At 70.7% G+C, this 21,993-nt stretch carries 16 protein-coding genes and 2 tRNA genes; 9 read left to right on the top strand and 9 right to left on the bottom strand.

Going from position 1 to position 21,993, the window contains the following annotated elements; genetic code table 11:
• Positions 1-147: 147 nt before the first annotated feature.
• The 3 genes from V5F53_RS08650 to V5F53_RS08640 all read right to left on the bottom strand — a co-directional run bounded on the left by V5F53_RS08650 (position 148) and on the right by V5F53_RS08640 (position 1,721).
• Entirely contained in the window at positions 148-633 is a 486-nt protein-coding gene (locus V5F53_RS08650; RefSeq protein ID WP_393998614.1) for a copper resistance CopC family protein, read from the bottom strand.
• A 53-nt stretch (positions 634-686) separates the two neighbouring features.
• A complete protein-coding gene (locus V5F53_RS08645; RefSeq protein WP_393998613.1) occupies positions 687-1,307 on the bottom strand; it encodes a TIGR02466 family protein in 621 nt (206 codons plus the stop codon).
• Between the two features lie 90 nt (positions 1,308-1,397).
• Positions 1,398-1,721, bottom strand: a complete 324-nt coding sequence (locus V5F53_RS08640) for a hypothetical protein (RefSeq protein WP_393998612.1) — start codon at positions 1,719-1,721, stop codon at positions 1,398-1,400.
• Positions 1,722-2,560: 839 nt separating this feature from the next.
• On the opposite strand from V5F53_RS08640, the gene gspD reads away from it, so the two are divergent.
• The 5 genes from gspD to V5F53_RS08615 all read left to right on the top strand — a co-directional run bounded on the left by gspD (position 2,561) and on the right by V5F53_RS08615 (position 11,167).
• Entirely contained in the window at positions 2,561-4,693 is a 2,133-nt protein-coding gene (gene gspD / locus V5F53_RS08635) for a type II secretion system secretin GspD (RefSeq protein ID WP_509212624.1), read from the top strand.
• A 9-nt stretch (positions 4,694-4,702) separates the two neighbouring features.
• Positions 4,703-5,428 carry a prepilin peptidase gene (locus V5F53_RS08630; protein ID WP_509212991.1) on the top strand — a complete coding sequence of 242 codons (726 nt, stop codon included), beginning with the start codon at positions 4,703-4,705 and terminating at the stop codon, positions 5,426-5,428.
• 540 nt (positions 5,429-5,968) lie between these two features.
• Positions 5,969-6,580 carry a tetratricopeptide repeat protein gene (locus V5F53_RS08625; RefSeq protein WP_509212990.1) on the top strand — a complete coding sequence of 204 codons (612 nt, stop codon included), beginning with the start codon at positions 5,969-5,971 and terminating at the stop codon, positions 6,578-6,580.
• Between the two features lie 175 nt (positions 6,581-6,755).
• The gene (locus V5F53_RS08620; protein WP_393997193.1) at positions 6,756-7,925 is read left to right on the top strand and encodes an acyltransferase family protein; all 1,170 of its coding nucleotides are present in this window, start codon (positions 6,756-6,758) and stop codon (positions 7,923-7,925) included.
• 278 nt (positions 7,926-8,203) lie between these two features.
• On the top strand, positions 8,204-11,167 hold the full coding sequence (locus V5F53_RS08615; RefSeq protein WP_393997192.1) for an outer membrane protein: 2,964 nt from the start codon (positions 8,204-8,206) through the stop codon (positions 11,165-11,167).
• Positions 11,168-11,187: 20 nt separating this feature from the next.
• Here the strand turns inward: V5F53_RS08615 and V5F53_RS08610 are convergent, their stop codons facing one another.
• From V5F53_RS08610 to rnk, 3 genes are all read right to left on the bottom strand, one after another.
• Positions 11,188-11,859 carry an SGNH/GDSL hydrolase family protein gene (locus tag V5F53_RS08610; protein ID WP_393997191.1) on the bottom strand — a complete coding sequence of 224 codons (672 nt, stop codon included), beginning with the start codon at positions 11,857-11,859 and terminating at the stop codon, positions 11,188-11,190.
• 126 nt (positions 11,860-11,985) lie between these two features.
• Positions 11,986-12,399, bottom strand: coding sequence for a DoxX family protein (locus V5F53_RS08605; RefSeq protein WP_393997190.1), 414 nt, complete (start codon positions 12,397-12,399; stop codon positions 11,986-11,988).
• A 238-nt stretch (positions 12,400-12,637) separates the two neighbouring features.
• A complete protein-coding gene (gene rnk / locus V5F53_RS08600) occupies positions 12,638-13,042 on the bottom strand; it encodes a nucleoside diphosphate kinase regulator (protein WP_393997189.1) in 405 nt (134 codons plus the stop codon).
• A gap of 466 nt (positions 13,043-13,508) precedes the next feature.
• Here rnk and V5F53_RS08595 point away from each other — a divergent pair, with 466 nt between their 5' ends.
• Positions 13,509-15,374 (top strand): DEAD/DEAH box helicase, encoded by a 1,866-nt coding sequence (locus V5F53_RS08595; protein ID WP_393997198.1) that lies wholly within the window; start codon positions 13,509-13,511, stop codon positions 15,372-15,374.
• A 411-nt stretch (positions 15,375-15,785) separates the two neighbouring features.
• On the opposite strand, the gene V5F53_RS08590 is transcribed toward V5F53_RS08595, so the two are convergent.
• Positions 15,786-15,862 (bottom strand) — tRNA-Asp (locus tag V5F53_RS08590).
• A 63-nt stretch (positions 15,863-15,925) separates the two neighbouring features.
• Positions 15,926-16,002, bottom strand: a tRNA-Asp gene (locus V5F53_RS08585).
• A 686-nt stretch (positions 16,003-16,688) separates the two neighbouring features.
• Between V5F53_RS08585 and V5F53_RS08580 the strand changes: the two genes are divergently transcribed.
• From V5F53_RS08580 to V5F53_RS08570, 3 genes are all read left to right on the top strand, one after another.
• Positions 16,689-17,417, top strand: a complete 729-nt coding sequence (locus V5F53_RS08580; RefSeq protein WP_393997188.1) for an SGNH/GDSL hydrolase family protein — start codon at positions 16,689-16,691, stop codon at positions 17,415-17,417.
• Positions 17,418-17,706: 289 nt separating this feature from the next.
• Positions 17,707-19,077 (top strand): tetratricopeptide repeat protein, encoded by a 1,371-nt coding sequence (locus V5F53_RS08575; RefSeq protein ID WP_393997187.1) that lies wholly within the window; start codon positions 17,707-17,709, stop codon positions 19,075-19,077.
• A 13-nt stretch (positions 19,078-19,090) separates the two neighbouring features.
• Positions 19,091-19,987 carry a FecR family protein gene (locus V5F53_RS08570; RefSeq protein ID WP_393997186.1) on the top strand — a complete coding sequence of 299 codons (897 nt, stop codon included), beginning with the start codon at positions 19,091-19,093 and terminating at the stop codon, positions 19,985-19,987.
• Positions 19,988-20,685: 698 nt separating this feature from the next.
• Here V5F53_RS08570 and V5F53_RS08565 read toward each other — a convergent pair.
• The gene (locus V5F53_RS08565; protein WP_393997185.1) at positions 20,686-21,906 is read right to left on the bottom strand and encodes a nucleotide disphospho-sugar-binding domain-containing protein; all 1,221 of its coding nucleotides are present in this window, start codon (positions 21,904-21,906) and stop codon (positions 20,686-20,688) included.
• Between the last annotated feature and the right edge of the window lie 87 nt (positions 21,907-21,993).

Below are 21,993 nucleotides of genomic sequence, written 5' to 3'. Positions count from 1 at the left end.
TGGCGACAGGGGTTGAGGCGCTCGCGGCCCGCGGGCCGCGCGATGTCATCGGCACCCTGGCGCCGCGCCTGGTGGAGCTGGTGCGGGTGAGCCCCGATTTCGAAGCCGCCTACCAGCCGGTGCTGGCCATGGCGCGGCACCTTGCGGTCAGCGATCCGCTGGCGGCGCGCCGGCTCCTAGAAGCGCTCGATAGGGCGAATCCGGGCCGGAGCGAGGCACGAGATCTGCGCGCGGCTCTGGCGCCGGTCCCGCGGGCGGCGCCCCGTCCTGAGCCAGCACCGTGAACGGAATGGAACCGCCATCGGCATGCTGGTGGCGCTTCAGATAGCCGTTCCATTCTATCAGATACTTGCCGGGCGGAAGCGGCTTGGTGATGCGGAAGCGGGTGCGGCGCACCTCCTTGGCGGCCGGTGTCCAGTCGGTGGGCCACTCCACCGCCTGGGCATCCACGACCCGCACCTGCTGGAGGTCGAATTCCAGCATGAAGTCGATGCTGACCGCCGGCTCGGCGACCCGGAGCTGATCGTTGGCATTGGGCGACGACTGGTCGAAGGCGCACTGCGCTTGCGCACCACCGGCCGAAAGCGCCAGCAGGCCCAGCGCCACGGCGGGAAGACGGAGGGGGGTGGACATGGCTCTTGTTCCTTCCATCGCGCGGCGGCCCGCGCCCGGCTGGGGACCGCGGGTCAGGAAAAGCGGATGGCGTAGCCGAAATTGTCGAGCCGCTCGGGAATGGCGTTGAAGGCGATGGAGATGCGCCGCTCACCCTGGTTCCGCGGCACTTCGTGCAGCAGGTAGCTCGGGAACAGCACGAGATCGCCGGCATTGGTCTGCGGCATCGCCCATTTGCCGCCGTTGAAGGCGTTGACGCGGGCGTTCGAATTGCTGTTGCCGAAGATGAAGCCCGAGCCGCCGATGGCCTTGTGAAACACGAGGTTGGCGGACGGGTGCGCCGGCGTCAGGTAGACCACGCCGGAAATGAAGCTGTTGGCATGGGTATGGATGGCCTGGTGGCCGCCCTGTTCCAGCACGTTCACCCAGATTTCCTTGATCTGCCAGGTGAGCGCCTCGCCGAACAGGACTTCGCCGAATTCCCTCACCTTGGGGCCCACCCGCGTGCCGAGCCGGGCGAAGCTTTCGCGCGCGGCCACGGTGGCCACCGGCGTGTGGGAGAGCCGGTCCGAATAGGCATTGGCCAGCCCCGCCTCGTCTCCCATCTCCATCGCCAGGGCGTCCGCCTCGGTGGGGGTGAGAAGCTGCTCCACGCGCATGATCGGCGTGGGAAACAAACCGATGATCTGGCTCACGATGGCGCCCGCGCGGTCGAAGGTTCAAGGGACGGCGGCCGCACTTTCCCCACGGTCCATGACCGCTGAATGACGCCGTCCCCGGCGCGTTCAATGGTCCCGATAGTCGTCCAGCGGCGTGTGCGCCGGCCGCCGGGGCACAACCACGTGGGCCGCGCGGGTTGGCGCCGGCGCTGGCGGGCGGCTCGATGCGGGCGGCGCCTCGGGGGCGGGGCGCCGGGTCGGTGCCGGGCCGGCGGAGGGGAGGGCGGGCAATTCGATCACCACGGTATCGTCGCCGCGGCCGAGGGTCGCGTCGCGGGCGGTGACCGCCTGCAGCACCCAGCCGCCGCGGGCCTGGCCGGCGGCGAGGCTGACCGGCGCCTGGGTGTCCAGGTCGACGAAAATGGCATAACCGCCGGCGGTGCCGGTCATGGTGCCCGCCAGGCGCAGGCGAGGGGGCGCTGGCGCGGAAGCCGGCGCCGGCTCCGGCTCCGGCTGCTCGGGTGCCGCGGCAAGGGGGGTGGGGGGCGCGGCCGGCCGGCGGGAAGGGGAAAAAAGCGGGCGGTCCCGGGTGGCCCGCAGCGTCTCGACGGGCAAGGTGCGCAGCGGATTCCCGGGCGATGCCGCTGTATCCGCGGCCCGCGCGGCGGGCGGTTCCGCCGCGGCGGCGAGCAAGACAGCGCCGGCCAGCAGCGGGGCGGCCAGGGTGCCGCGAAGGCGGGATGTCGAGGGCAGGCCGAGCCGCCGGAGGCGGGAAAACGGCACCGGCGCGCTCCCCGACGCATCGGCGCAGCCGGCGTATCGGGCCCGGGGCGTTGACCACCTGCGCATCATTTCCGGACCTGCCCGCTCCGTTCCCCTTGCCCCGTCACAGGTTCCGGCGGGGCTGGACCCTGGCCGCGACTCCGCCGTGCCGCTGGCCGGCGCAATGTGGAGGCACCCGGTGACGGTAGCGTGGCGTGCGGATGACGCCGGGCGGCCGGCGGATTCCCGCATGTCTTGCATCCGCGCGGCAAATGCGCGTATGGGGTGGTTCTAATATTACTGTCATACGCGCCAGATACAGGGACGGGCGCCGTCGGAAGCGCGGGGTCAGCCACATCGACCGGCAGCCGGCTTGTTATCGAGGCATCGGGTGGAGCGTGCGGAAAGATCGGTCAGACCGGCTCGGCCCCCGACCGGACAAGCTCCGCTTGCTGCTCGCGATGGCGCTTGTGACGAGCCTTTCGGCCTGTGCGAATATTGAGGATGATGTTAAGCCTCAGGGGGTGATGGATCAGGTTCGGGGGCTGGATCTTTCGCCGCGGGAGACGCGCGCGGTTTCGGGGCCGCAGGAGCTTGCGGACACGCGCCGGGCGGTGGAGTACGTGGCCTCCGGAACGCCTGGGGCGGCGGGGGCGGCGGGATTTGCGGCCGGCGGGGCGGCGGGATTTGCGGCGGCGGACGGCGACGGCTACGACCTCAATTTCGACAACACGCCGGTGACGACGGTGGCCAAGGTGGTGCTGGGGGACATCCTCGGCGTGGGCTACGTGATCGATCCGCGGGTGCAGGGCACCATCAGCCTGTCGTCGGCGCGGGCGGTGCCGAAGGGGGAGCTCGCCTATGTGCTGGAAGCGGCGCTGCGGGCCAACAATGTGGCGATGGTGCGCGATGCCGGCGGCTATCGGCTGACGCCGCTGAGCGAGGCGGCCGGGGGCGGCGGCGTGGACCGCGGCCCGGGGCGGCCGGAGCCGGGCTACGGCCTCTCGGTGGTGCCGCTGCGCTATGTCTCGGCGGCGACCCTGATGCCGCTGCTGGACAGCTTCGCGGTGCAGGCCGGCTCGGTGCGGGTGGACGCGGGACGCAACCTGCTGCTGGTGCAGGGCACGGCGGCGGAGCGGCAGGCCGCCATCAGCACCGCGCTCAGCTTCGACGCCGACTGGATGCGCGGCCAGTCGGTGGGCATCTACCCGGTGCGCAACGGCGCGCCGGACACGCTGATCGCCGAGATCGAGAGCGTGATGGACAGCGGCGAGGGCGGGCTCAGCCACAAGCTGGTGAAGTTCCAGGCCATCGGCCGGCTGAACGCCATCATGGTGGTGGCCCGGCGGCCGGAATTGCTGAGGACCGCGGCCACCTGGATCGAGCGGCTGGACCGCTCCGACAGCACGGTGGGGGTTCGGGTCTATCGGCTGCGCTATGGCGATGCGCGGCAGATGGCCAAGGTGCTGAACGAGCTGTTCATCGGCGGCGCCGGCGCCGGCGGGCTCGACCAGGCGGCGAGCCAGGTCGCCCCCGGGGCGGGGGCGGTGGCCTCCGGCGGCGGGGCGGGCGGCGGCCTCACGGTGCAGCAGCGGCTGGGCCTGTCGCCGCCGGCGGCGGCGGCCGGCGGCGAGAGCGCGGGCGGCGAGGATGGGGCGGGGGCGAGCCCGCGCGGGGCGGCGGCCGGGGCCGGCACCGGGGCGGTGCTGCCGGGGGTGCGCATCACCGCCGACGCCATCAACAACTCGCTGCTGATCTTCGCCAGCCAGGAGAATTACCGCATCATCGAGCGCACCCTGACCCAGCTCGACCAGCCCCAGCTGCAGGTGGCCATCGAGGCCACGGTGGCCGAGGTGACGCTCAACGACGCCCTCGCCTATGGGGTGCAGTTCTACCTCACCAGCAAGGACCTGGGCCTGGGCCGCAACAATGGCTCGGCCCTCAACACCTTGTCCGGGGACATCACCGACCAGGCCATCAACCGCGTGCTGCCCGGGTTCAACCTGCTGGTGGGGCGGGAGAACCAGCCGCGCATGATCCTTGACGCCCTGCACACGGTGACCGACGTGAAGGTGCTGTCCAACCCCTCGGTGGTGGTGGTGGACAACCAGAAGGCCACCCTGCAGGTGGGCGACGAGGTGCCGGTCTCCACCGGCAGCGCCACGGTGCTGTCGTCGTCCAACACGGTGGTGAACACCATCGAGTACAAGAACACCGGCATCATCCTGCACGTGGTGCCGCGGGTGAACGTGAACGGCCAGGTGCGGCTCGACATCGAGCAGGAGATTTCCAACGTCACCCCGTCGGAGACGAGCGCGTCGGGCAGCGCGACAACGCTGACGCCGACGGTGTCGCAGCGCAAGGTCAAGAGCACCATCGCGGTGGCGAGCGGGCAGACGGTGCTGCTGGCGGGCCTGATCAGCGAGCGCTCGAACGGGGTGCGCCAGGGGGTGCCGGGGCTGGACCAGATCCCCGGCCTGGGCGAGGCGTTCGCCCACACCAACACCACGGTGAAGCGCACGGAGCTGATCATCTTCATCCGGCCGCAGATCATCCGCGACAATGTGGACGCGCACACGGTGGCGGAGGAATTGCGGGCCAAGCTGAAGGGCTCGGTGGGGGTGCCGCCCGGCGGCCCGCAGCCGCTCTTCAACCGCTGAGGCCGGCGCATGGTCGAACGGCCCGCGGTCCCGCCCTCTCCGGTCCTGTCCCCGCCGGTCGTGTCCCCGCCGGTCGTGGCGCCCTCTCCGGCGACCCGCCGCCGCGCCGGGCGCGATGGCCGGCCGCCGGCGGCGCTGCTGGCGGGGGGCGCTGTGGCGGGGGGCGCGGCGATGGCGGCGAGCCTCGCCGTGGCGCCGGGCTGGGGCGGGCTGCTGGCGGCGGCGGCGGTGCCGGTGCTGGCGGCCATCGCGGTGATCGACGCGCGGCGCTTCCTCATTCCCGACGGGCTGAACGCGGCCGCCCTGGGGCTCGGGCTCGCCCATGGCGTGGCGGTGGCGGGGCTTGACGGGGGGCTGGCGGCGGGCCTGCGGGGGGCGGTGCTGGGGCTGGTGTTCCTGGGGCTGCGGCGCGGCTACCGGGCGCTGCGCGGCCGCGAGGGGCTGGGGCTCGGCGACGTGAAGCTGGCGGGCGTGGCCGGCGCCTGGCTGGGGGTGAGCGCGATCCCGGTGGCGATCGAGCTGGCGGCGCTGGCGGCGCTGCTGGGGGTGGGGGCGCGGCAGGTGCTGGGCGGCCGGGCGCCGCGCCGGCAGGATCGCCTGCCGTTCGGGCTGTTCCTGGCGCCGGCGATCTGGGTGGCCTGGCTCCTCGACACCCTGTTCCTCGGCGCCCTGTTCCTCGACCTTTCGCCGCTCGACGGCGCGGGGCTCGACCCGTTGATCCAGGGCGGAGGCTGAACCATGGCCGGGCGCGGGCAGGCACGACAGGAGACCGGCCCCCTGGCCCGCCGGCCGGCCGGCCCGGACGCGGCCCGGCCCGACCGGCCAGGACGCCAGGACACCAAGGGCCAGGACACGAAGGGCCAGGACACGAAGGGCCAGGACACGAAGGGCCAGGACACGAAGGGCCAGGGAGTGGCACCTTCGGCCCCGGGGCCCGCCCCGGCGCGATCCGGCGCGCCGGACCCCACACCGGCGCGCCCCGCCCGGGCCGCCCTGACCCCGGGCCCGGCCACGCCGGCCGCGACCGCCCTCGGGTCGGGCGCCCAAGGAGCAGAGGTCCAAGGAGCGAGGGGCCAAGGATGGAGCGCCGAGGGAGCGGGGGAGCGGGATGCGACGGTTTGCGAATCGACGGCCAGGAGGTCGCCCCCCGAAGGATCGACCCTCCGGGCAACGGCGGCCGGGACGGCGCCCATCCAGGCCGGGACCGCCCACGGCGCGCGCGGACGGGGGGGAACGGATGACGCCGCGACAGGCGCGGCGGCGCGGGGCGGGCCCATGATTTCGCGCGCGGCGGGGACGCGGGAGGCCGGCCGGCGCGCGGCGGGACGGCTGGCGATGCTGCTGGCGATGCTGCTCGCGGGCCTGGGTCCGGTCCGGGCGGGGGAGGCGGCGGGGCGCCCGCCGGCGGGCGCGTGGGCGGGACGCGAGGGCACCGGGAAGGCCCCGCGCCGGCCGGTGGCCGATGCCTTCGCGCTCTATGCCCAGGGCGATGCCGCCGCCGCCGCGCGCCAGCTCGCGCCCCTGGCCGAGGCCGGAAATGCCCGGGCCCAGGCGCTGCTCGGCTTTCTCTACGAGAAGGGCCATGGGGTGCCGCAGGACGTCGCGGTGGCCGCCTGGTGGTATGCCAGCGCCGCCGAGCAGGGCGAGGCGACCGCGCAATACCTGCTGGGCCTGGCCTATGACGCCGGCCGCGGCGTGCCGCGCGACGTGGTGCTGTCGCAGAAATGGCTGATCCTGGCGGCGGCCCGCGCCGACCGCCACCAGCGCGACATCTACCTGCGCATCCGCGACGCGGTGGCCACCAAGATGAGCCGCGCCCAGCTCCACCTCGCCCAATCCCTCGCCGTCACCTGGACCCCCGCCCCCCCAATCACCACACACCCCTAAACCCAAACCAGAAAAATCACCGGGCGGCACCAACCCGAAACACACCACCCCCGCCCCGCCCGTGAGCCAGAAGGGGCGGAAGGCGCCGCGACGGGGTCCGTGCATGCTTGCGATGGGGCGGCTTCCGAAAATATCCTGTCTGTCCCTCGAGTCGTCCGGATCGTTCGCAGGCTGCATGACTTCCGTTCCGTCCCCGGCGCCCGCCGCCGCGCCATCAGCGGCGACCCGCGTCACCTGTCTCGACGGACTGCGGGGCGTGGCGGCCTGCGCCGTGGTGGTGTTTCATTTCTTCTATGCCTTCACGCCGGGGCCGTTCATGGACCGCGCGCGCGGCGGCTTCGGCCTGTTCGATACGCCGGTGGCGGTGCTGTGGAACGGGCATTTTGCCGTGGCGGTGTTCTTTGCGCTCAGCGGTTTCGTGCTGGCGGCGTCCAGCCCCCGCACGCTGCGCGAGGCGCCGCTGCTGATCGGCCTGCGCTATTTCCGGCTGGCGGTGCCGGCGCTGGTGTCGTCGGTGATCGCATGGGCGTGGCTCGAGGGGTTTCCGGACGCGGCGCGCGGTGCCCAGGCCCTCACCGGCAGCTCCTGGTTTCGCTGGACCTACCAGCCGCCCATTCCGCCCCTGTCGCAGGCGATCTTCGAGGGCGGCATCGGCGTGTTCCTGAACGGCACCACCCGCTTCAACAATCCCCTGTGGACCATGCAGACGGAGTTGCTCGGGTCGCTGCTGATCTACGGCGCCTATGCGGTGTTCAAGGGGCGGTGGCGCACGCCGGCGCTGACGGTCGGCCTGGTCGGCTTCGCCCTGTCCGGGCTGTTCTCCTTCGCCGCCTTCTGCGGCGGCGCGCTGATCTTCGAGCAGCGCCATCGGTTGCGTGACCTGCCGGTGACGGGGGCGATGCTGGGGATCGCCGGGCTGGTGCTCGGCGCCACCTATCCCGGACATACGGACGGCCCCGGCCTGCTGGCGGCGCTGCAATCCCAACTCGGCGGCGAGGGCTTCAGGCAGGCGGGGGCCGTGCTGCTGATGCTGGCGGTGCTGACCACGCCGTGGCTGCGCGGCACCCTGGAGAGGCCGGCCATGCAGCGGCTGGGCGCGTTGTCCTTCCCCATCTATCTGGTGCATGTGCCGCTGATCGTGGCGCCGGCGTCATGGATATTCGTCGCCTTCCACCCGCTGTCTCCGCTGGCGCTGCTGGGGCTGTTCGCGGGGGTGGCGGCGGCCACGGCGGTGTTGGCGGGCGCCTTCCTGGCGACTGTCGAGCGCCCGGTCCTGGCGGTGCTCAAGACCCTTCGCGTGCGTGGCCGCGCGCGGCTGCTGGTCGGCGCGACACGCGGCTCCTGAACGGCCGGGCGCCTCCAAGGCCCAAGGTTACGGGCACCCAAGGTTTCGGGCTCAAAGCAACTTTGGTTCAGGGCGGTCGAGCCCGCAAGGGTGCCCAAGCCGCTCGGGCGTGTCGCGGGGGGGTCTTCGTGGCCGCGTCCGGCGCGTCCGGCCGGACGCCGGAAATGTTTAATGGAAGGTTAAGCTCACCCTTTTCTCGGCATTGGCAAATCGGCACACTCCGCCGCGGCTGGAGATTCGGGAGCGGGCGGGGAGTGATGGTGGCGCGCGGATTTCTGTTGGCATCGGTTTCCGCCCTGGCGATCACCGTCGCGCCAGCCGGGGCGGCGGATCTGCCGCCCCGGCTGGCGTCGGGAGCGAGCGACGCCGCGCCGGCGAGCTGGACCGGTTTCTATCTGGGCAGCTACGTGGGTGCCGGGAGCGTCGATACTCGGTGGGGGCCGGCCACCGGCCTGCTGAGCCCCCATCCCCCCGGCTCCGCGGCCGGCCTCGGGTCCGCCGCAGCGGCCGTGGTCGGCGTCCAGGCCGGCTATAATTATCAGATCGGGTCCTATGTCCTGGGCGTGGAGGGCGACCTGGGGTCGGGCTTCCTGTTCTCCCGGGCGCGCTGCCTGCGTGAATGGGTGTCCATCTGCACCGCCGACACCGATGTGCTGGCGACTCTGACCGGCCGCCTGGGCTATGTGTTCGACAATGTGCTGCTCTATGGCAAGGCGGGCGCGGCTTTTGCCAACACCAGCAGCACGGTGAGCGGCACCGGCTTTTCCGGCCAGTTCACAGGCTCTGCTTTCAGGACGGGATGGACCGCCGGGGGCGGCGTCGAGATCGGGCTCACGCCTGAGCTGTCGGCCAAGGCGGAATATGCCTATCTCGACTTCGGCACCGACGATGTGGCGCTCGCGAACGGCGCGCTGGCCTCCGCGCCGGCGGTGTCCCAATCGGCGCAGATGGTGAAGCTGGGCCTCAACTGGCGGCCGTTCGGCGGGCCGCTGCCCGGCACCGGGCCGAGCCTGCCGGCGCCGGGCCGCGACTGGCGCGGCTTCTACCTTGGCGCCCATGCCGGCGGTGCGTTCGGACGGGATGAATGGACCTCGGGCACCGGCGCGTTCGCCGCGGCGGCGGCTGGGGGAAACTTCCCCGGGTCCGGTACGGCCATGGGCCTTCTCGGCGGCGGCCAGTTGGGGGTCAATGCCCAGGTGGGGGCGTGGGTGGCGGGCCTTGAGGTTTCCGCCAGCGTCGCCGACCTGAGCAGCCATGCCAAATGCATCGCCGGCCAGTCCTGGCTGTCAAGCAGCTATGCCTGCCAGAATGCGGTGAGCTCCCTCGGCGCCCTGTCCGGCCGGCTCGGGCAGAGCTGGGGCGACCTGCTGCTGTACGGCAAGGCGGGCGCGGCCTGGGCCACGGCTGCGGGCGCGGCGTTTCCCACCACCGATATCCGGCATCTCACCAGCGCCGGCACCCGCTGGGGCTGGATGGTCGGCAGCGGCGTGGAATATGCACTTACCCGGAGCCTGTCAGCTTTTCTCGAATACGATTATTACGACTTCGGCACCCAGAGCCTGGCCTATTCGGGCTGGGGCGAGACCGCGACGGCGCGTTTCAAGCAGCGGCTGGATGTCGTCCGCATGGGTGTCAACTATCGCTTCGGCACCGATGGCGCGCCGGTTGCGGCGGCGGTGAAGGCCTCCGATTTGCCGGCCGGCTGGAGCGCCGAGGTCGGCGCGCGCTATTTCGCCAGCAGCGGGCGCATGCAAAAGGACCTGATGGACCCGTTCCGGCCCGATCGCCTCAACTCGCGCCTGATCTACCAGAATACCAACGGGCAAGCGCTGGAGACCTTCTTCCGCTTCGAGAACCAGGACGGGCTGTTCCTGAAGGGTTATGCCGGCCTTGGCACGCTTGCCGGCGGCGATCTCTACGACGAGGATTTTCCGTCCGAGGTCACGTATTCCAATACCCTGAGCGCGCTGCGCGACGGGCAGCTGGCCTATGGCGCCCTCGACCTCGGCTATGAGCTGGTGCGCCAAGGTTCGAGCCAGGGGGGCGGCACCCTCGGCGCGTTCGTCGGCTATCGGGCGCTGTACCAGAGCGTGAACGGCTTCGGATGCCGCCAGCTGGCTGCGGACACCACCTGCGGCCGTCAGCAGGCTGCGGAGCTTCCCGCCCTGCTCGGCTCTCTCGGTCTCAGCGAGACCGAGACCTGGCAGGGGCTGGCCGTTGGCCTCAATGCGCGGTTGAACCTGTCGGAGCGGCTGCGGCTGGAGCTCGACGCCGCCTACTTGCCCTATGCGACGCGGGCGAGCGCCGACAACCACTGGTTCCGGTCCGACATCAACCCCCAGGTGGAGAGCGGGCGCGGCTGGGGCACCCAGCTGGAGGCGGTGCTGAGCTATGCCGTCACCGACCGGCTGGATGTGGGGATCGGCGGCCGCTACTGGTATTTCGCGACCGACACCGCATCGACGCAGTTTCCTCTGGTCGAGTTCCGCTCGCCCATGACCTTCTATGCGGAGCGCTACGGCGCCTTCCTGCAGGCGTCCTACCGGTTCGGCGACACTCCCACCCCGGCGGGTAGCGCCGAGGCGGTACCGGCGGAGCCGGTGGATTGGACCGGCGTTTACGTCGGCGCGGCGCTGGGCGGCGGCAAGGCCCGCTCCACCTATGCCTCGCCGTTCCCGACCCCGGTGTCCGGCGATGCGGTGGACCTCGGCGGGGTGATGGCGGGGGGGCAGCTCGGCGCCGATTACCAGCTGGGTTCGTTCGTTCTCGGCGTGGAGGCTTCAGCCGCCTGGGCCAATGTGGTCGGCACCAACACCTGTTTTTCCACCGCTGCGGCGGGGGCGTTGTCCGGCTTCGATTGTGGCAGCCGGGTGAATGCGCTCGGCACCGTGACCGGCCGGATCGGCTATGCATTCGATCGGGCGCTGGTCTATGCCCGGGGTGGCCTCGCGTTCGATCGTCAAACCGATATGTTCAACAATTACAATTTCGTGAGCCAGATTCTCCGGCACGACAGCACCAATACGGGCTGGACCCTCGGCGGCGGCGTCGAATACGCGCTGCTGCCGAATCTGTCGGTGGGGCTGGACTACAGGCATGTCGATGTCGGCGGCTCGTCGGCCTTCACCACCAGCGCGCCGCCGTCGCTGGCGGGGGTGAGCCTTGCACCCGGCGGGCTGAGTCTGGATCTGGTGGCGATGACCCTGAACTACCGCTTTTCGGGGCTTGGCGGGGCGCTCTGACGCGCGCGGGAGCGCGGGCGCTAGCGGCCGCAGGCTTCGCGGGTGAGGCGGGCACGCCAGAGAGCGGCGCCCGCGTGATCGGGATGAAGGCCGTCGAAGGTTTCGGCGGCGGCTGGTGCCGGCACCAGCCGCGCCCCGGAGCGGGCCGCCGTCTCGCGGATGACCCTGTTCTGCCTGGCGATGAAGTCCTGATCGAAGGAGCGGGCGACCAGCGGAAAGCGCGCGTCCACCGGATTGATCTCCACCAGGACGAGGTCGCTGGCCGGGAGCGCCGTCACCAGGCTCCGATATTGCGCGCTCCAGTCCTCGATGCTGCCGTGGGGCATGATGGCGTCGTTCACGCCGATGGCGACCACGATTTGGGTGGGCTGTACCCGTTCCGCCAGTCGCGGCCCCTGGCTCAGCACGTCTTTCAGCCGGGCGCCGGGCACCGCCGCGTTGAACACCGCCGCGTCGCACAAGGCCAGCGGGCCGTTGGCATAGGTGATGCTGTCGCCCAGCAGCAGCACCGGCGCGTCGGTGAGGAACGATACTGCTTCATGATCCAGCTGGATGCGCCAGGTGGGCGGCAGGTGGCGCCAGCCCTGGAGCGCCGCCGCCAGCAGCAGCGCGCCGAGAGCCAGCGGCCAGAGCCGGACCAGGGTCCGGCGCCGCGGGTTGGGAAGAGCGTCGCAGGAGTGAGCGGGAGACATCGAGAGGCCCATGCCGTTGAGGTAACGTGATGGGCGGATGGTCGTCCCCCGCGGTGTCCAGGATGAGACCGCGCCGGTTCAATTGTTTGCACGAACGTGTCCGAGCGTTTCCGGTGCGCTTCGTGCTCAGCCGTGCCTGGCGAGCCGGTGATTGACGATGGCGCCCGCCATGAGGCCGCCGATCAGGCTGATGTGCTCCACCGCCACGTGGAAATGGGCGATGCGCGCCTCGCCGGCCATGGTCCAGAACGCGTGGGCGATGGGAATGCAAAGGGCGGTGAAGGTGGCGAGGATTCCATATCCGAGCCAGGCCAGACGGTTGACGATGACCAGGAGCGAGCCCACCAGGAGCGTGGCGATGACCGCCGGGGCCCATGCGGCCGCCGGATCGAGGCCAAAGCGCGCCATGGTGTGGAGGGTGTCGCCATAGTCCACGGCCATGCCGATGCCCGCGCTCCAGAAGATGAAGGTCAGGACTATGCGTGCAAAGACCGCAAAAGCAGGGCTTTCAAGCAGGGCAGACAAGGGAAGGGGCGTCAAGATCAAGCCTCATGAAGGTAAAGCCACCTCTCCCGCCGCGCGCACGGCGGCGGTTGCGGCGGGAGAGGCACGTCTTTTCTCTTCTCTGACCTGAACGGGGGCTGAACCCCCGGCACGTCGTCCTTCATGAAGCGGCGCGGGCGCCGGGAAGGGGCGCTCGCAGGTTGTGGGTCAATGCCGGCGCCGCGCGGTGTTCGGCGCGGGCGGTCCGCCGGGCTGGCGGCCGTGCGTGGCGGGGTCAGCCCTGGGGTGGCTCGACCTTCAGCACCGTCAGCGCGTTGCGCCGGCCGTCGCGGGCCGTCCAGGGGATCGACTGGCCCTCCGAAAGCCCGATCAGCGCCGCGCCGATGGGCGTCATGATCGACACACGCCCGTTGGCGATGTCCGCTTCCGCCGGATAGACCAGGGTGACGGTGCGCGTGCCGCCGTCGGCGGTGTAGGTCACGGTTGATCCCATCCGTACCGTCGAGGCGGGAACGCGGCCAGGGGCCACGACGCGGGCCCGCTCCAACTCGTCGAGCAGTTCCTCCGCCACCTCCGGGGAATGGTCGAGCGCGGCCGTGGCCAGCCCGCTGAGACGGTGATGCTCCGCCGTGCCGATGATGATCGCAGGCAGTCGTTTGGATGTGTTCGGTTTGCTCATGGTGTGATGTCGGTTCCACGCGGCCGTATTCCGTCGCCGGCAAACGCTGCCGGGCGGATGGCGAGAGGGGGGGCTGGATGTCGAGAATCGCGCGACACGCCCGCTGCCACGAGGCGGCAGGGTGGATGCCCCCGGCACTCGGGGCACGATGATCCGAGCGCGGGGCGATTATCCTGCGATGGGGCAGGGACGGCGATGATTCAGGGGCGAGGCGCTCATGGCTTGATCACACCCCACCTGCTTCCCTTATGTCAAGTCGGCCCTGGCCCGCGCATCCCGGAGCGTGCGGACCGGCCTTCCAGGCGCGGGGCGCTCGCCCGCCGGGGGCGCGGGCGGCGTGGATCATTTCGGGAAGGGCGTGGTATCACGGGCGCGGCTCGGTTAAGGATGCGTCTCCACCCCTTCCGATGGCTCCCGTTCGACGCCTGACGACATTGTGAGATAGGCGGAACAGCCCGTGCCCTTCATGACGACAAACCCGGCGCTTGCGCGCGCGCTGGCCGGGCGAGACTACACCGACCCGACCCCAGTGCAGGGTGCCGTGCTGGCGCCCGAGGCCTGCGGGCGCGACCTCCTGGTTTCCGCCCAGACCGGTTCCGGCAAGACCGTGGCCTATGGCCTCGCCATGGCCGACACGCTGCTTGGCGCCGACACCCATTTCGAGCCCCCGACCGTGCCGGCGGCGCTGGTGGTGGCGCCGACCCGTGAGCTGGCCTTGCAGGTGCAGCGCGAGTTCGAGTGGCTCTATGCCGAGACCGGCGCGCGCATCGTGTCCTGTGTCGGCGGCATGGACCCGCGCCAGGAGCAGCGGGCGCTCAATCGCGGGGCCCACATCGTGGTCGGCACCCCGGGGCGCCTGCGGGATCATCTGGAGCGGGGGCGGCTGGACGTTTCCGCGATCAAGGTGGTGGTGCTCGACGAAGCCGATGAGATGCTCGACCTCGGCTTCCGCGAGGATCTCCAGTTCATTCTCGACGCCACTCCGCCGGAGCGGCGCAGCCTGCTGTTCTCGGCGACGCTGCCGCGCGGCATCACCATGCTCGCCAAGCGCTACCAGCGCGAGGCGCTGCGGATCGAGGTGGCGAGCGCGGAGGGCGGCCATGCCGACATCGAGTATCGCGCCATCCGCGTGGTCCCGAAGGAGGTGGAGCACGCCGTCGTCAATGTGCTGCGCTACTACGATACGCCGAGCGCCATCGTATTCTGCAACACCCGCGAAAGCGTGCGCCACCTGCATGCGACGCTGCAGGAGCGGCAGTTCTCGGCGGTCGCCCTGTCCGGCGAGCTCAGCCAGAACGAGCGCAATGCCGCGCTTCAGGCCTTGCGGGACGGCCGGGCGCGGGTGTGCGTGGCCACCGACGTGGCCGCGCGCGGCATCGATTTGCCGAGCCTCGGCCTGGTCATTCACGCCGATCTGCCCAACGACGCCGAGAGCCTGCAGCACCGCAGCGGCCGCACCGGACGGGCGGGGCGCAAGGGCGTGAGCGTGCTTCTGGTGCCGTCGTTCCGCCGGCGGCGCACCGAGGACATGTTGCGCGGGCTGGGCGTCACTCCCGCCTGGTCGGGGCCGCCCACCGCCGATGACATTCGCAAGCTCGATCATGACCGCATGTTGCGCGATCCGCTGCTGAGCGAGGAGCCGGGCGAGGACGAGGCCGGCGTCGCCCGCACCCTGCTGGCGGAGCATTCGGCCGAGCATCTGGTGGCGGCGCTGGTGCGCCTCTATCGCGCCGGCCTGCCCGCGCCGGAGGAGGTGGCCGATCCCGGGGAGCCGCGCGCCGCGCGGGAGCGAGGCGGCCAGCGGGGCTTCGGCGCCGCCTCGCCTGCCGGTGAGGGGACGTGGTTCCGCCTCAACATCGGCCGCAGGAACAATGCCGATCCGCGCTGGCTGCTGCCGCTGATCTGCCGGCGCGGGAACGTGACGCGCGAGGACATCGGCGTCATCCGCATTCTGGATGAGGAAACCGCGTTCGAGGTCGGTGCCGCCGCGGTCGATCACTTCACGGCGGCGGTGCGCAAGCCCGATGGCTCCGACGTGGTGATCGAGCGGCTCCCCGGCGGCCCCCCGGCGGGCCGGCCCGAACGTGCCGGGCGGAGCGCGGTGCCACGCTGGGCCCGCACCCAGGACAAGCCGTCCCGCGAGACGTCCTTCCGGGACAAATCCCCCCGGGCAAAGCCGTTCCGTGACAAGGCCGGACCCGGAAGCGGACATGAGGGCCCGCGCGAGCCCAAGCCGGCAGGGCGGGCGAGCGCGGAGCGCCGGCCCGGACGCGAGCGCCCGAACGCGCCCGAAGGGCAGCCGGCCGGACGGCCGAAGGGCAAGAGGTCCTGAGCCCCGAGAGGTCCTGAGCGCAAAGAATCCTGAGCTGGCTCCCGCCGGCTCAGGACGGGATGCGCGCGGCCGGCCCGGAGTGGTTGATCTGGGTTGGGGGGAGCCTTGCCCTGGGCCCGGGCGGCGTCAGATCGTTTCCGTGAAACCGTGATGAGATGCTGCTCGTCCAGCGGGCCGCCAATGGCGCCGTGTCAATCCACGAGGGAACCTGCCATCGCCATCGGCGGCGACCTGCCAGCGCGGCTGGCGCATCACCCCGGGCCTGCGTGCGGGCTGACCTGCGCTGCCCAGGGGGCGGAAACACATGACTAGCGGATGGAGGGCGCTGCCGGAGGGGCGCGAACCTGTTTCATCTCCGACACGGAGATGCCAGATCCTACTTGGCTATCACCAGATGATGTTCAGGGAAAGTGGCGGGAGTGACGGGGCTCGAACCCGCGACCTCCGGCGTGACAGGCCGGCGCTCTAACCAACTGAGCTACACCCCCGGATCGACGCCTCACCCGGTGTGGCGCCACATCTGGCTATCAACGCATAGAATTCTTGGAAAGTGGCGGGAGTGACGGGGCTCGAACCCGCGACCTCCGGCGTGACAGGCCGGCGCTCTAACCAACTGAGCTACACCCCCAGGCCAGCGCCGCATCGTGTGCGCCGCCGCCGAGAGCGCTCTGATAGGGCAGGTGGCGGCGTTTCGTCAAGCGAAGCCGGCGAGGTTTGCGGCAAGGGTGTGGATAGTTTCCCGTGGTTCTGCGACAAATATATGTAAATAAATAAGAATATTTCTCTTCGCTCGGTCGGCTGAACGCCGCGGCCCGCCCCCGTCTTGCCGCGACCAGCAGGAGAATCGGCTGGAGCTTTGCCATGGGAATGTCCCCTTGGGCCGCCAGGGGCGGGGCGATGGCGCTTCTTGTGCCTTCAGGATCGGCGGCCGGTCTTGTCGTCGGTCCGGGCGGCGGGGCGGCACCCGGTGCGCCATGGGGCTTCATTCTCGCGCCGTCTTGCGGCAATAATGACGCATTCCCAAGGGACGCCCCGATCTCAGGATTGCCCTGAGGTGCTGGGGTGTTCCGGCGCGTCGCGCGCAGGCGCCGGCGTGGTGGCTGCGACCAGTGAGAGGCGGGGCGCGCGTTGGATCAGGATGGGATCGCTGCAGGGGCTGCGGCTGTGCGGTCATTGGGTTTCCGCCATGGCGCGGGGACGGTTCGGCCCGGCATCGAAGCGGATCGTCGGGCGCGGGTGCCAGCCGGGCGGCGGTTTCGCTCGCTCGTCCTGTGGGCGGCGGCCGTGTTGGGGGCATGCCTGGCGGCAACTCCCATGCAGGCCTGTCCCGGCAGCGGCCGGCCGACGCCGGCCCTGGTGCTGTCTCCCCCGGCGGTGGAGCGGGTGCGCAGCGGCGAGGTGCTGCGCATCCTGGCCATCGGCTCGTCGAGCACGGCGGGCGCGGGCGCGTCGCGGCCGGAGATGACCTATCCGGCGCAACTGGCCCGGCGTCTGGTGGAGGCTCTGGGGGAGGGGACCATCGAGATCACCAACGCCGGTCTCAACGGCGAGAGCGCGCCGGCGACGCTGAAGCGGCTGGACGCGTTTCTGGCCCAGGGCGACAAGCCGGATCTGGTGCTGTGGCAGGTGGGCACGAACGACGTGATCTTCGGCGGCACGCCGGAGCGCCTTCGCGCGCTGGTGCGGCAGGGGCTGGAGGCCACCGCCAAGGCCGACGTCGCGACGACGATCATCGACCAGCAGTACTTTCCGCTGATTCTGGATGTCGCCAAGTACGAGCGGTTCGTCGCCGCCGTGGATGAGGTCGCGGTGGAGCGCAAGGCCCCGCTGCTGCGCCGCTATGCCATGATGAAGCAATGGGCGTCCGACGATCCGGAGAGCTTCAAGGGCCTGTTCGCCTGGGATCGCTTTCACATGAACGACACCGGCTATGCATGCCTCGCCGAGCAGCTCGCCGGCACCATCGCCGCCGCCGTCCGCGCCGCCCGGGCGCCGGTTGCCGCCTCCCCGCCCCCCGCCCGCCCGCAGGTGCCGCAGCGGTGAGCGGCAGTGTTGCTGCAAATCCGGGCATAGAGGTAGTATTATAAGTTAATTTTTCCTTTAGTGTGGCAAAAATGCAGGCCACATCGGGAAGGCGACGGGAATCAGGAAAAGGCCAGTTGTTTCGAATCCCCTTACGGAACTTCGGATGCTAAGAGAGGCGGAAGGCAAGGGGCGGGGCCTTGCCAGCGATAGCTGGAAGAGTGCTATGCTGGTTTATGAGAAGACAAAGGCGGGCGCGGGTCGGCGCGCGCGACGACAGGGTGTGACTTCCAGTCAAAGGGCGCGTCACATGCGCGGAGGCCAGGCGGCGGCACTCGTCGCGCTGGCGTGTGTGCTGGGCGTCGTCGGCGGAACAGCCGGCGTGGCACATGCGGCCGAGGCGGCCACCCCGGGCGAAGAGTATGACGCGCTGTTCCTGCGCTCGCTGCGTCAGCCGTCGGATGTGGCGCTGGCGTATCGGGTGGCAGGCCTTGCGGTGGCGCGCGGCGATTATGAGGCCGCCATCGGCGTCTATGAGCGCGTGCTCTATTACAATCCGCGCCTCGCCAATGTGCGGCTGGAGCTTGGCCGGCTTTATTACCGGCTCGGCGCCTATGAGAGCGCCCGCAGCTATTTTTCCTCGGTCGCGAACGCCGGGGATCTTGCGCCGGGCGAGCGCGAGAGCGTCGCCGCCTATCTCATCGAGATCGAGCGCCGCCTCTCCACCAATCAGTGGAGCGTGTACGCTCAGGCGGGCGTGCGCTACCAGTCCAATGCCACCTATGGGCCGTCGAGCCGCATCGTCGTCGGCGACGATGTCGCCGCCCTGCTGCCGCCGAGCTACCAGTCGAAGGCGGATGGCAATGTCTTCGGCCTCGCCTCCATCCGTCATGTGTATGATTTCGGCAATCAGCGCGGCGATGTGTGGGAGAGCAACCTCAGCGCCTATTATTCGCAGCAGTTCGACATTCAGCGGTTGAACCTGGGCTTTGTCGAGTTCAATTCCGGTCCGCGCCTGGCGTTGCTGCCAGATGCGCTGCCGGGCTCGTCTGCGCGGGTTTATGGCATCGTCGGCGGCGTCAATCTCGGCGGTTCCTCTTATCTGGGCACCTATGGCGTGGGCGCTTCGCTCTATTTGCCGTTCCATTTTGGCGGTGTGGAGCCGGGGCCGGCCGTGGCGAAGCTCGGGGTCGAGCCGTTTGTGGAGCTGCGCCAGCGCAACTACAGCGACACGTTCGACTATCCCACCGCCGGCTTCCAGAGCGGTGAGATGTGGACGGTGGGCGCCAGCCTGTTCGGCGGCATCACCAACGACCTGCGCTGGCGGGCGCGCCTCGCCTATAACGACGCGAGCGCCGAGCTGCCGTGGTACGCCTACAACACCTTCAGCGTGGACCTCGCGCTGCCCTATGAATTCCAGGGCCTGTGGGGGGTGAAGCCCTGGGTGGCGATCCCCTCGTTCGGCTACACGCGCTATGCGTTCGACGCGCCGAATCCGTTCGTGTCCGTCTTCACCAGCCGGGACGACAACCAGTATCGCGTGGGCCTGGCGCTCGACGTGCCGGTGCAGGAGCAGTTCGGGCTTTTGACCCAGGTGCAGTACAGCTGGGCGGACTCCTCCCTGCCCAACTACAATTTCAACAATTTCAGCATCTCGTTCGGCCCGAACGTGCGGTTCTGAGGAGCGCTAAGCCATGCCAATCAGCACGCCCGCACGGCTCCTCGCCTCCGTGGCTTCGCTGGCGCTCGTCGCCGCCGCCGATGCCGCCGCGAATGCCCCCCTGGCCCAGCAGACGGTGGGCACGGCCGCCGCCGTCAATCCCCGCTCCACCGGCGTCGGCGCTTCCGGCACCCGGGTGCTGGAGCTGGGCGCGCCCATCGTTCATCGCGAGCGGGTGCAGACGTCGGACTCCGGCTCGGTCCAGGTGGTGTTCCTGGACAAGACCACGCTCAACATCGGTCCGCGATCCGACCTGCTCATCGATGAGTTCGTCTATGATCCCGCTGCCGGCACCGGCAGCATGGCCCTGAGCCTTGCCAGGGGCACGCTTCGGTTCGTCGGCGGCAACGCCAGCCACACCGGCGGCGCAGTGGTGAAGACCCCGGTGGCCACCATCGGCATCCGCGGCGGGGTGGCCGCCTTCCGGGTGGGGGACGGGCGCACCCGCGCCATTCTCCAGTTCGGCACCCTCACGGTGAGGGGGCCGGGCGGCCAGACGGTGGAATTGCGCCGGCCGGGCTTCATGGTGGACGTGGGGCCGGATGGCATTTCGGCCCCCGCCCGGGTGCCGCAAGCCGACATGGATGCCCTGATCGCCGAGACCCGGAGCCAGTCTGGTCAGACCGGCGGCCGGCGCCAGCCGACGCCGGACATCCAGGTGGGCGCCGCTTCCGGTCACCCGTGCGCGCGGCCAGCCCAGGGCCAGACCACGATGGATCTCGCCTCGGTCACCTGTCGCTCGGTCAATACGCGCCTCGAAGGCGAGGCGGACCAGATCGCGCGGGATGCCTCCCAGCAGGGGCAGGCCCAGGTGCTCATCCCCATCGAGCGCCCGCCCGACCCGCCGCCGCCCTATGGCTATGGCGGCTAGCGGGCCGAGGTCCATCGGTCCGGTGTCGCCAGGGGGCCGCCGGCGGTGAGAGACGAGGCGGCGGGTGTGCTGGAACCGGCGCACCCGTGGCGCCTGCTGGCCGGGCTGGCGGGTGGACTGCGGGGCGGGCGAAGCTCGCCACCGGCTGGAAGGCCGCATGTGCCGCTGCGTAAGGGGCGCCTGATCCATCGGCATGAGACGGTCGCGGGTGCTGGCGAACCGGCGAGACGCGATCCGTCGGTGGCGAGGCGGATTCCACGTGGCGGTCCACGCCCGGTCGCGGCGGCCGGGCTCGCGCTGCCCTCCTGAAAGAACGCCGGCCGGGTAATTCCTGGCGCTGGTCGCCAAGGCCAATGGGGCCGCCCTTTGCCGGACGGGTCCGGTTCGAGGCGCGAGACGGCGATCCGCACAGAGGCGAAGCCGCGCCAGCGGACCGTGCGTTCCGCATGGCCCGCTGGCGCGGCATCGAAAGGTCCGCCGGGCTCGTCAGAGCGGCTGGCTCGTCGGGTGAATGTCAGGGAAGTCCTGGCTGGCGCCCTGCATTCCGTTCAGGGATGCGCCAACCGCGCCTCGGTCGTCGTCATGGCGGAGATCCGATGCCTCAGGGCTGGCGGCGGGGGAGACGCGGGGGCGTGCGGAGGTTCCCGCCTCGCCGCGCCCGCCGCAGGGCCTTGGCCCCGTCCGCGTCTTCGGTGGCGCTACAGCAAGGCGCGGCAGCGGGCGATCAACTGGTCCATGGGCGCGCAGGCCATGTGAGCGCGGTGCATGCGGCCGGCGGCCTCCGCCACCAGCGCCATATCCTGGTCTTCGAGGACGGCGAGAATCTCGCCCGCGTCGAGCTGATAGGCCGGATCGAACAACTGCACGTGACGGCCGACGCCGGCTGCCGTCAGCGCCTGTCCGTTCAGGTAGTGCTCCACATGCTGTCCCATGGCGAATTGCGGGATGCCGGCGATGAGCGCATCGGAGGCGACGCCGGCATTGCCCTGGTGCACGATCATGCGCACCCGCGCCAGCGTTTCCCCGATGTCCACCGGCCGGACGTGGAGCCGCACGCCCGCCGCGCGCAGCCGTTCCCCGAGGGCCGGGGGCATCAGCGGGATATAGGCTTCGGCGAGCGGGCCCAGGGTGCGGAGCGCGCGCGTCACGTCCGCGCGCCCTGCCACGTCGGGATGCAGATAGCAGAAGATACCAGTGGCGCCGGGCTCGGGCGCGCGGGGTGGGGCGGTGGTCAGCGGGCCCTCGGCCGGGGTGGTCCGAAGATCCGCGAAGGGATCGAGCAGCGGGAACGAGGCGACGAAGGCCGCCTCGCCACCGAACAGGTCGCCGATCCGCGCCATGGGCGCCAGCCCCTCGGCCTCCAGGCATCCGTTCAAGGTCGCGAGCAGTTCGCCGTCGTGGTGGCGGGGCGGCGCATAGGTGTGAAACAGCGGCATGGCGTCGAGATGGGCGGGCGGCAGGCAGAAGGCGTTGGCGGCCTGCATCACTGGCGCGCGGCCGCGCGCGGCCAGGGTGGCAAGGGGCGCGTAATCGCAGATCACCAGGTCTGGCCGCGCGTGATCGAGAAGGGCGCGCCAGGCGGCGAGCGCCGGCCGCACGCTGGCGGGATCGCGGAGGCCGAACTGGGCCAGAGAATCGGTGAGGGTGGCCGAGGCCGCAACGTCGTCCCCCGGCCGTGGCGCCGGCCGGGCCCAGGCCGGCGCGGCGAGGAGCGGTACGCCCGCTTCGGTGAGCGGTGCGGCGAGAGAGCGGTCGCGAACGGCGGCCACCACGTCGAGGCCCTCCTGCCGCAGGGCATTGGCGATGAGGGCCAGGCGTGTGGTGTGGCCGAAGCCCAGCCCCTGTTCCCAGGCCAGCAGCACGCGTCGGCTCCGCCCGGAGGCATGGGCGCGCGCGGTCTCAGCGGCAGGTGCAATCACAATGATATCCCGGATCGAGGATCGTCCCGCAAAGTCAGTCAGAATTTGATCTGGTTCAAGGCACCGTGGCGGCGCGGCCGGCAGCAT

It is taken from the genome of Xanthobacter cornucopiae, from assembly GCF_043195065.2.
Classification (GTDB): Bacteria; Pseudomonadota; Alphaproteobacteria; order Rhizobiales; family Xanthobacteraceae; genus Xanthobacter.
This window is presented reverse-complemented; position numbering and strand designations above follow the sequence as displayed.